The sequence below is a fragment of the Paraburkholderia sp. SIMBA_053 genome, from assembly GCF_046534895.1.
Taxonomy (GTDB): domain Bacteria; phylum Pseudomonadota; class Gammaproteobacteria; order Burkholderiales; family Burkholderiaceae; genus Paraburkholderia; species Paraburkholderia caledonica.
Genome location: NZ_JAWRXU010001572.1, coordinates 1 through 240, shown reverse-complemented (window position 1 = coordinate 240; position 240 = coordinate 1). Strand labels below are relative to the sequence as shown.

The window sequence follows — 240 nt, the reverse complement described above, 5'->3', positions numbered from 1 at the left end:
ACGCAAACCGGATTTGTCACAAATACCGCCCGGCACCCGCCGCACCGTCCATCGGTGCGTCCATCAGTTGCCGGACGACTGGCTCTTCTTCTGCAACAGGTCGCGCGCCGTCGCCAGCACGCCATCGGCGATCTTGCCGGAGTCGATCGTCAACGTGCCGTTTTTGATCGCCGACTTGATCGACTCGACATGCGCCGTGTCGATATCCGACGAACCGGCGCTCGCGAGGCTGTGCAAATG

Annotated in this window: 1 protein-coding gene; it reads right to left on the bottom strand. The window is 62.1% G+C overall.

Annotated elements, in window-relative coordinates; all coding sequences use genetic code 11:
* Positions 1-63: 63 nt before the first annotated feature.
* The coding region (flgM, locus tag SB753_RS40855) for a flagellar biosynthesis anti-sigma factor FlgM (RefSeq protein ID WP_410805648.1) at positions 64-240 on the bottom strand (177 nt) is incomplete at its 5' end.